Origin of the sequence: Amycolatopsis sp. MtRt-6 (assembly GCF_017308975.1) — a bacterium.
In the GTDB taxonomy this organism is placed as follows: domain Bacteria; phylum Actinomycetota; class Actinomycetes; order Mycobacteriales; family Pseudonocardiaceae; genus Amycolatopsis.
This window is the reverse complement of sequence record NZ_JADWPD010000013.1, coordinates 240,320-248,848: the sequence shown is the minus strand read 5'-3', so window position 1 is coordinate 248,848 and position 8,529 is coordinate 240,320. Positions and strand designations below refer to the sequence as shown.

Sequence of the window (8,529 nt, the reverse complement as noted above, 5' to 3'; positions counted from 1 at the left end):
CCCGCTGGCGAGCACTCCGCCACATCAGCCTCTGCCCCCACCGCATCGGCCACATCGTCCAAGCCGCCCTCGTCCTCACCCACCACGAACACCACGGACGCTACTGAGAAAACCTCATTGGGGCGCTTGTTCCGACAAGGAGCGCAGCCCGGGTGCGCACCGCACCCGCCCGTGAACGCCGACCGGTCAAGATCAGCCGGCGAGCTGCCGGATGCGGTCCATGGCCCGCCGGACCTCAGCGAAGCCGGTGGTGAGCGGGCTCAGCCCGATGCGGATGCCGTCGGGGCGGCGGAAGTCGATGAGCACGCCGTGGTCGATGAGGACGCGCGAAAGCCGTTCGGCGTCCGGGTGGCGGAGGGTGACGTGGCCGCCGCGGCGGTCGTCTTCGCGCGGTGAGGCCACCGTGAACCCGAGCGGGACGAGCCACGCGTCGGCCAGGGCGATCACCCAGCGGCCCAGCGCGACGGCCTTCGCGCGCACGCGGTCGAGGCCCGCTTCCGCCAGCAGCGCCACGCCTTCCCGGACGCCCACCATGCCGAGCACCGGTGGCGTGCCCGACAAGGCCCGCCGGATGCCGGGCGCGGGCACGTACTCCGCCGCCATGCCGAAGGTGTCGGCCGCGCCCATCCAGCCGGTGACGGGCTGGCCGAACGTCTCGTGGTGGCGCGCGTTGACGTAGAGGAACGCGGGTGCGCCGGGGCCGGCGTTGAGGAACTTGTACGTGCAGCCGACGGCGAAGTCGGCCTCGGCCTCGTCCAGCTCGACCGGGATCGAGCCGACGCTGTGGCAGAGGTCCCAGACGACGAGGCCGCCGCGCTCGTGCACCAGCCGCGTGACGGCGGCCAGGTCGGTGATCGCCGCCGATCGGTAGTCCACATGGGACAGGGTGACCACCGCGGTCCGGGGACCGGCGACCGCGGCGACGTCGTCGTTCTCCACCCACCGGACGGTGAGCCCGAGTTCGGCGGCGACGCTCTCGACGAGGAACCGGTCGGTGGGGAAGTTCGCGGTGTCGGTGACGATCTCGTCGCGGCCGGGCCGCAGCGCGACGGCGGCCCGGAGCGCCTTGTAGAGGCACACGGACGTCGAGTCGGCGACGATGGTCTGCCCGGCCGCGGCCCCGAGCGCGACCCGGCCCAGCTCGTCCCCGATTTCTTCGGGCAGCGTGAGCCAGCGTTCTTCCCAGGACCGGATGAGCCGTGAGCCCCACTCGTGCGTGACGAGTTCCTGCAGCCGCTCGGCGGTGGCCCGCAGCGGGCGGCCCAGCGAGTTCCCGTCGAGGTACGCGACGACGCCGGGATCGGTGATCGGCACGAACCGCTCGCGGAAGGCGGCGAGCTCGTCTTCGGCGTCGAGGCGGTCCGCGGCCTCGGCCGAGAGGTCGGCCTTCAGCTCTTTTCCTTGAGCCGTACCGCTTCCTTGCGCACCTCGGCCTGGGTGGCGCGCTCCCGGACCAGCCAGTCGGGGCTTTCCGCCTTGAGCGCGTCGATCTGCTCGGTGGTGAGCGGCTCGGTGATGCCGCCGCGGGTGAGGCCGCCGATGGAGACGCCCAGTTTCGCCGCGACCACCGGGCGCGGGTGCGGGCCGGTGCGGCGCAGTTCGCGCAGCCACTCCGGCGGGTCGGCCTGCAGGGCGTTGAGCTCGTCGCGCGTGACGACGCCCTCGCGGAACTCCGCGGGGGTGGCTTCGAGGTACACACCCAGCTTCTTCGCCGCCGTCGCGGGCTTCATCGTCTGGGTGGTCTTGTGCGACGTCATGCCGTCCAGGGTAGCCAGCGTCACTCCCGGTAACCTGACCCGGTGACCACTTTCAAGCTCGCGTACGTCCCGGGGGCGACGCCCGCCAAGTGGGCGCGGACCTGGGGCGAGCGGGTGCCGGAGGTGCCGCTGACCCTGGTCCCGGTCGCCGCCGCCGACGCGGCGGGCCTGCTGCGCGCCCGGGACGCCGACGCGGCGCTGCTGCGGTCGCCGATCGACCGGGACGGCCTGCACGCGATCCCGCTCTACACCGAGACGACGGTGGTCGTCGTGCCCAAGGACCACCTGATCGCGGCGGCGGACGAAGTGTCCACCGTGGACCTGGCGGACGAGGTGGTGCTGCACCCGCTCGACGACACGCTGGAGTGGCCGGCGCTGCCCGGCCGCCCGGCGGTTTCGCGGCCCGAGACGACGGCGGACGCGATCGAGCTGGTCGCGGCCGGGGTCGGGGTGCTCGTCGTCCCGCAGTCGCTCGCCCGGCTGCACCACCGCCGTGACCTCACCTACCGGCCGGTCGGGGACGCGCCGCAGTCGAGCGTCGCGCTGTCGTGGCTGGAGGAGGAGACGACGGACCTGATGGAGCAGTTCATCGGGATCGTCCGCGGCCGGACGGTGAACAGCACGCGCGGGCGGCAGCAGGCGCCGGCGGAGCGCAAGCGCCCGGAGCGCAAGCCCGCCGAACGCAAGCCCGCCGCGGCGAAGCCGGCGCGGCGGGGCGGCGGGCCGCCGGGGAAGCGGCGCCGCCGGGGTTGAGCGGTTACGACGTCGCGCAGACGCAGTTGCCGTCGGCGCGGTCGGTCAGGTCGGGGTCGTCGAACCAGTGGCCGTTTTCGCCGAGGTAGCGGAACTGCAGGACGGTGCCCGGCGCGACGTCGACCGACGCCGACCGGCGGCCGTTCGACCGCGGGGTGAGGTGGTGGCGGCCGGGGGTCCAGTCGTTGAACGAGCCCACGACGCTCACCCGCCCGGGCGGCGCGCCGATCGGCAGGCTGAAGGTGACGCGCTGGGTGCCGGCCCGGTTCTTGCTGATCTTGATCACTCGGGGGCCTTTCGCGGGGGTTTACGGAGGACGTGCTCGGCGCTGAGCGCGGACATGATCGCACAGCTGTGACGATTTGGTCACGCCCTGTGCCCGATTGGGTTACGGCGCCGCTCAACGGTTCGCCACCGACCGGGTGGTCCTCGGGTAAACCATGATCATCTCGGGGTTGCTTCTCGTGGGCGGTGGGAAACTGACTGCCGTGACCGTCGCCGCTGATCGTCAAGTCAAGGACCCGTGTGCCTGGCTCAGCGCCGTCACCCACGAGCTCGCCGACGCCCCTCCGGCCGACACGCGAGCGGTGCTCTTGACGGTGTGGGACGGGTTGGCCGCCGCCCGGCTGGCCGGGCTGCACGCCGCCGCGGCTTCGCCCCGCTGGCGGGCCAGGCAGCGTCACGCCGAAGCGGTCGAGTTCGATCTCGCCGTGCAACTGGCGCGCAACTGCACCGTCGGCACCGGCCTGGCCATTCCGGCCCGGCTGCCCGGAGCCGCGGTCGCCTGGCCGGCGGAGCGCGCCGACGCGGCGGTCGCGGCGGTGGTTTCCTTCTGCGGCACGGCGGAAGCGGTGCTGCGCCGCGCGGGCGAGCTGACGCCGGTGTGGGAGGACAGCCTGCTCGGGCCGGTGGCGCTGACCCGCTGGCTGGCGGACTGCTGGACGGGCCGCCACACCGGCTGCCCCCTGCGGCTCCCGGTGCCGCCGCCGCCCTGGTGGCGCTGACGGCCGTGTCCGTCAGGGGAAGTCTGGTGTCAGGGAGAGGAGGTCGAGGGTGACCGACCCGTTGCCGAGACTCCCGGAGGCGACCCGCGCGGCGGTCCGCGCCCTCCTGCTGGCCGAGCTGACGGCGGCCGGCCGGCGGGCGCGGGCCGCGGGCTGCCCACCCGACGTGCTGACCGCCCTGTTCGAGGCCCGCAGCCGTTCTCTCGAGGACGGCTGACGGGCGCCAAACCGAGCGCCCCAATGTGGCCTTGGTTGCGTTCAACGCACCCAAGGTGGCCTTCGGTGCGTCCAACGCACCCAATGTGGCCTTCGGTGCGTTCAACGCACCGAAGGCCACATTGGGGCGCTCGGGCGAGGTGGTCAGCGGTCCAGGATCGTCAGGACCGTCGCCACGATCCCGTCCAGCCGGGTCCGGTCCGCGAGTGCCGCTGCCACCCAGGCGTCGCCACCCGAGGGCGCGTGCTCGCCGAACACCGTCCTGACCACCGTCGACACCGCCGTCACCGCCGCCTCGCCGCGGTCCAGCCGTGTCTCGATCGCGCGCAGTGCCTGCTCGGCCAGGCTCGCGAGCCGGGCGTCCGCCAGCTCGTGCGAAGCGACCAGCTCCAGGGCCGGCAGCTCCGCCGGCATCGGGGCGACCGGCGCCTGCTTGTGCCCCAGCGGGCGCTCGACGTGCTCGGCGTACCACTTCGGCCGGGTGCGCATCGCCGCCAGCACCCGGGCCACGTCGTCGTCGAGCGGGTCGCGGCCGGCCACCGGCTCGCCCGTCACCTCCGCGCGGCGTGCCGCCCAGCCGTCCAGGGGCCACAGCTCGGCGCCCGCCGTGGCCGGCACGCCCACCCAGACCAGGATCTGCACCGCGAGGTCGCACAGCCACGGGTCGCCACCGAGCTCTTCGGCCAGCCACGCCGGGAGGCGCGGCCGCTGCAACGCCCCGATCTCGCCGCGGCGGCGCCGGTGCGCGTCGACCGTGGCCGGGTTGAGGCGGGTCGTCAGCCAGCCCTCGAGGTTCTCGATCGGGCCGGTCGCGCGTCGCAGGGCGTGCTCGACCACGGCCTCGACGTCGTCGTGGAAGCGGTCGAGGCAGTCGGGCCGCAGCCACTCGAGGCCGCGGGCGCAGTCCGCGTGCCGGCGCCGGTGTTCCTGCGGCTTGGTGATCCGCGTGAAGACCAGCGGCCAGGCCACCGAGTAGACGCCGCCGCGCAACCGGGCGAGGGCCGGGGGCGGGGCGGCCGCCGCCGAGCCGGCGAGCAGGCCGTCGCGGGCCAGCCGGCGCACCCCGGCGACGTCGGCCGGGCGGGTAGTGTCGAGCAAGCGTCCTCCCCGATGTCGACGGGAAAATGGTCGGGCAGCCGGAGAATGGGAAAAGGCCGCGCGCGGGCCGAAATCGCGGGAAACTGGCCAACGCCTGGCCACCGCGGAACCACCTGATCGGCCCAGCCGGTGCCGCCGATCGCCGCGAACCGCGCGTGTCACAATGGAAATCCCATGGCACACAAGGACGGGCTGCTCCGGGAACTCACCACTTTGCGGCGCGGCTGGGGGTTGGAGGCCGACCGGCTGCGCAGCCGGCTCGGGCCGCTCGTTTCCGGCTGGTGCGAAATCCACCGGACGACGAGCGACCGCGAAGCGCGGCGCGTTCTGCGCGAGGCGATTTCTTCCGCGATCGCGGAATTCCCGGCCGACGACAGGCTGGCGGTCAACGTCGCGCTGGGCATGGCCCCCGGCACGCAGCACGCCCTGCTCAGCGCGCGGATCGGCGTCCTCGCCGACCGGTTGCGCATTTCCGAGCGCACCGCCCGGCGGCGGGTCGACCGGTCGTTCGCCCGGCTCGCCGCGGAGATCGAGGCCGGCGCGCGGCCGGGCCACGGCGTGCCCGGCCCCGACGAGGGCTGGTTCGTGAAGCGGCTGAAGGTGCTCGTCCGGCTCGACACCGCCGAGCCGGAGGTCACCGAGGAGCGGCTGATCGTGGCGACCCGCGAGGGCCTCGGCCGGATCTCCGCGCAGTTCACGGTGCCCCGCACCGAAGACGGCCTCGACGGCGAGCGCGACGTCACCGTGGACGCCCGGCACGGCGTCCGGGTCACCGGTGGCACCCGGGAGGGCCAGCGGCACTTCCGCTGGCTGCTCGACCTGCCGCGCCCGCTGTCCCGCGGCGAAAGCCACACCTACTCGCTGGCGTACCGCATCCGCGACGGCCTGCCGATCCGGCCGTCGTACGTGTTCGTGCCGCTGGTGACGTGCGAGTCGTTCGACGTCCGCGTCCGCTTCGACCCGCAGCGGCCGCCCCGGGTGGTGTGGCGGCTGGACCGCGTCCCGCCGTCGGTGCTCGCCGACCCGCCCCAGCCGGGCGACGCGCTGCCGCTCGACGGTGCGTGCGAGGTGGCGCAGGAGTTCGCCGCGCCGCAGCTCGGGTACGCCCACGGGCTGCGCTGGCTCCCCGGACAAGATATTCCTTGACGTGAATATTCTCCTGTGTGAATACTAGTCCTCATGGACCGGACCGCCGCAGCGCTGGGAGACGCCGCCCGGTGGCGCATCGTCGAACTGCTCGCCGAGCGCCCCCGCTCGGTCGGGGAGCTGGCCGAGCTGACCGGGCTGCGGCAGCCGCAGACCACCAAGCACCTCCAGACCCTCGCCCGCGCGGGTCTGGTCACCGTCTTCCCGCTGGGCCGGCGCCGCGTCCACGCCCTCGAAGCCGAACCCCTGGCGGCGCTCGCGGGACGGCTGCGGGAGCTGGCCGACGCCACCGAGGCGCACGCGGGTGAGCGGGACGTCGTCGCGCGGTACCGCGCGACGATCGAGGCGGATGCGGCGGCGGCGGACTCCGACCGGTGGGCGGACGGGCGCACGTTCTCGTTCGAGCGGCTGCTGCCCGCGCCGGTCGACGCCGTCTGGCGGCACTGGACGGACGCGGACCTGCTGGCGTCCTGGTGGGTTCCGCCGTCGCTGACGGTCACCGCCTGCGTCCTCGAGCCCCGGCCGGGTGGCCGGGTCGTGCTCGGCTACCGCGACGCCGACGGCGAGTACCACTCCGAAGGGCGGGTGCGCGTCGCCGACGAGCCCGGCCGCCTCGGGTTCGACCTCGCGGTGACCGGCCCCGCGTCCTTCACCGGCCACTACGACCTCGAGCTCGACCCGGACCCGGCCGGCACCCGCCTGCGCCTGGATCTGCGCATCACCGCGACGACCGTCGACGCGGTCCCCTTCATCGCCGGCATCGAAACCGGCTGGGGCCAGGTGCTCGACCACCTCACCGACGTGCTTTCCGAACGAAAGGGCTGAACGCATGACCGAGCCGACCGGCCGCCGGGTGACCGCGAACCTGAGCCTCACCCTCGACGGGCGCTACCACGGCCCCGCCGGGCCCGCCGACATGGGCGCGATCCTCCCGTACGCCACCACCGAAGTCGCGCGGCGCCACCTGACGAGAATCTGGGAAGGCGCGACCATCGCGGTCCTCGGCCGGCGCAACGCGGAGGGCTTCCTGGGGTTCTGGCCCACGGTCGCCGCCGACGAGAACGCCGACCCGCGGGACCGCGGCTACGCGCAATGGCTGGTGGACGCGGAAAAGGTCGTCTTCTCCACGACGCTGGCCGAGGTGCCGTGGGAACGCACCCGGCTGGTGAACGCGCCGGCCGCGGACGTCGTCGCCGAGCTGAAGGCGGCGGACGGCGGGGACATCCTCGTCAACAGCAGCGCGAGCGTCATCAAGCCGCTGCTCGCGGCGGATCTGCTGGACCGCCTGTACCTGATGACCTGCCCGGAGATCGCGGGTGGCGGACCCCGGCTGTTCGACGACGGCCTGCCGTCCTCGAAGTGGCGGCTCACCGGCCACGAAACCGGGGAACTGGGGGAGACGGCGATGGTCTACGACCGCGTGCGCTGACCGGACGTTTCGTCCGGCGACGAATGGTGGGGCGGGCGGGGCTCGAACCCGCGGCCAAGGGATTATGAGTCCCCTGCTCTAACCAACTGAGCTACCGCCCCCTGGGCCCGGCACAAGTCACACGAGGTTTGCATGTGCACAGAACGCTCGGTTTGCTTCAAGTTATCACAGCGGCCATCCGGGCAGATCCGGTAGGCCAAACAGGTTGAAGTGGCCACCGACCGGCGCACGCTCGTCTAGGTTGCAAGGGCGTCACCGCTGACCGGAACGGCGGGAGGAAAAAATGGCCTCTGCCACCTCGTCCCGTTCCCGGGCAACCCGGCTGGCGTTGCTGAACGCGTTCACCGCGGGGGCGGGCCTGGGCTACCTCGCGCACGAGTACCGGGAGGTCGTCGTGGCGAACCCGGGGATCATCGGCGTGACGCTGCTGCTCGTGTTCGCGGCCGGCTACCTGATCCGCACTGCCGCGCGGGCCTTGCGCCGCGCGGGTTCGCGCATCGAAACCATTTTCGCGGAAGAGCTGGGAAAGAAACCTTCGCCCCGCCCGCGGTGACGGAAACCCTTGGCGGGCAGGGCGAAAGCCACGGATTCCGCTTAACTGCCGCCGCCGCTGGGGGCGGTTGTGGCGAACGTGGGAGTCGGGTCGGCGGATGTGGTGGGTGGCGGTGTCGTCGGCGTCGGCGTCGGCGTGGGGAAGGTGCTTGAAGGCGGCGTGATGGTCATCGTCGGCGTGGTCGGTGGCGCCGGTGCGGCGTAGGCCGCGTAGCTGAACCAGATCTGGCCATACGTCTTCGGCGTGGTCTGCGAGAACATCGCCCGCACCTGGAACGTGGTCGCGGTGAAGGACCCCTGCACCGTGTTGAGCATGAACCCGTTGTACGGGTTCGGCGTGTTCGCCGACACCACGATCGCCTCCGGCAGCTTGCCGAGGCCGTGCGTCACGGTGCAGAAGCCGCCGCCGTCGGTCACGCAGGTCGCCTGCGCCGCTTGGACGATCGGGTCCGGTGACGGGCCGACCGCGGCCGAAGCGCCCGCGAAGATCACCGCGCCTGCCGTGACCACCGCGGCGCCGGCCAGTGCGGCGAGCGCGGTGCGTGCCTGGATCCCCATGAAACCTCCCCTGGTC

At 73.1% G+C, this 8,529-nt stretch carries 12 protein-coding genes and 1 tRNA gene; 7 read left to right on the top strand and 6 right to left on the bottom strand.

The window, feature by feature from the left end; all coding sequences use genetic code 11:
- Positions 1 to 192 precede the first annotated feature (192 nt).
- Together I4Q55_RS23395 and I4Q55_RS23390 are read right to left on the bottom strand one after the other, a co-directional pair.
- Positions 193 to 1,392, bottom strand: coding sequence for a kynureninase (locus I4Q55_RS23395; RefSeq protein WP_206790543.1), 1,200 nt, complete (start codon positions 1,390 to 1,392; stop codon positions 193 to 195).
- The gene (locus tag I4Q55_RS23390; protein ID WP_206790523.1) at positions 1,389 to 1,757 is read right to left on the bottom strand and encodes a DUF5997 family protein; all 369 of its coding nucleotides are present in this window, start codon (positions 1,755 to 1,757) and stop codon (positions 1,389 to 1,391) included. Before I4Q55_RS23390 ends, I4Q55_RS23395 begins: the two co-directional genes overlap by 4 nt.
- Positions 1,758 to 1,799: 42 nt before the next feature.
- Here I4Q55_RS23390 and I4Q55_RS23385 point away from each other — a divergent pair, with 42 nt between their 5' ends.
- Positions 1,800 to 2,510 carry a LysR substrate-binding domain-containing protein gene (locus tag I4Q55_RS23385; RefSeq protein WP_206790522.1) on the top strand — a complete coding sequence of 237 codons (711 nt, stop codon included), beginning with the start codon at positions 1,800 to 1,802 and terminating at the stop codon, positions 2,508 to 2,510.
- Positions 2,511 to 2,514: 4 nt separating this feature from the next.
- Here I4Q55_RS23385 and I4Q55_RS23380 read toward each other — a convergent pair whose 3' ends face one another.
- Positions 2,515 to 2,796 (bottom strand): isoamylase, encoded by a 282-nt coding sequence (locus I4Q55_RS23380; RefSeq protein ID WP_206790521.1) that lies wholly within the window; start codon positions 2,794 to 2,796, stop codon positions 2,515 to 2,517.
- Positions 2,797 to 2,998: 202 nt separating this feature from the next.
- Here I4Q55_RS23380 and I4Q55_RS23375 point away from each other — a divergent pair, with 202 nt between their 5' ends.
- Entirely contained in the window at positions 2,999 to 3,514 is a 516-nt protein-coding gene (locus I4Q55_RS23375; protein WP_206790520.1) for a hypothetical protein, read from the top strand.
- Between the two features lie 49 nt (positions 3,515 to 3,563).
- Positions 3,564 to 3,731, top strand: coding sequence for a hypothetical protein (locus I4Q55_RS23370; RefSeq protein ID WP_206790519.1), 168 nt, complete (start codon positions 3,564 to 3,566; stop codon positions 3,729 to 3,731).
- 143 nt (positions 3,732 to 3,874) lie between these two features.
- Here the strand turns inward: I4Q55_RS23370 and I4Q55_RS23365 are convergent, their stop codons facing one another.
- A complete protein-coding gene (locus I4Q55_RS23365) occupies positions 3,875 to 4,828 on the bottom strand; it encodes a hypothetical protein (RefSeq protein ID WP_206790518.1) in 954 nt (317 codons plus the stop codon).
- 174 nt (positions 4,829 to 5,002) lie between these two features.
- Between I4Q55_RS23365 and I4Q55_RS23360 the strand changes: the two genes are divergently transcribed.
- The 3 genes from I4Q55_RS23360 to I4Q55_RS23350 are packed head-to-tail and all read left to right on the top strand — an operon-like array spanning position 5,003 to position 7,403.
- The gene (locus I4Q55_RS23360) at positions 5,003 to 5,974 is read left to right on the top strand and encodes a hypothetical protein (RefSeq protein ID WP_206790516.1); all 972 of its coding nucleotides are present in this window, start codon (positions 5,003 to 5,005) and stop codon (positions 5,972 to 5,974) included.
- 33 nt (positions 5,975 to 6,007) lie between these two features.
- Positions 6,008 to 6,799 (top strand): metalloregulator ArsR/SmtB family transcription factor, encoded by a 792-nt coding sequence (locus I4Q55_RS23355; protein WP_206790514.1) that lies wholly within the window; start codon positions 6,008 to 6,010, stop codon positions 6,797 to 6,799.
- A 4-nt stretch (positions 6,800 to 6,803) separates the two neighbouring features.
- A complete protein-coding gene (locus I4Q55_RS23350; RefSeq protein ID WP_206790512.1) occupies positions 6,804 to 7,403 on the top strand; it encodes a dihydrofolate reductase family protein in 600 nt (199 codons plus the stop codon).
- Positions 7,404 to 7,427: 24 nt separating this feature from the next.
- Here the strand turns inward: I4Q55_RS23350 and I4Q55_RS23345 are convergent.
- Positions 7,428 to 7,504: transfer RNA gene (locus tag I4Q55_RS23345), tRNA-Ile, on the bottom strand.
- 182 nt (positions 7,505 to 7,686) lie between these two features.
- Between I4Q55_RS23345 and I4Q55_RS23340 the strand changes: the two genes are divergently transcribed.
- Complete coding sequence (locus tag I4Q55_RS23340; RefSeq protein ID WP_206790510.1) at positions 7,687 to 7,956, top strand: hypothetical protein; 270 nt, start codon at positions 7,687 to 7,689, stop codon at positions 7,954 to 7,956.
- A gap of 41 nt (positions 7,957 to 7,997) precedes the next feature.
- Here I4Q55_RS23340 and I4Q55_RS23335 read toward each other — a convergent pair whose 3' ends face one another.
- Positions 7,998 to 8,513 (bottom strand): hypothetical protein, encoded by a 516-nt coding sequence (locus I4Q55_RS23335; protein WP_206790508.1) that lies wholly within the window; start codon positions 8,511 to 8,513, stop codon positions 7,998 to 8,000.
- Positions 8,514 to 8,529 lie beyond the last annotated feature (16 nt).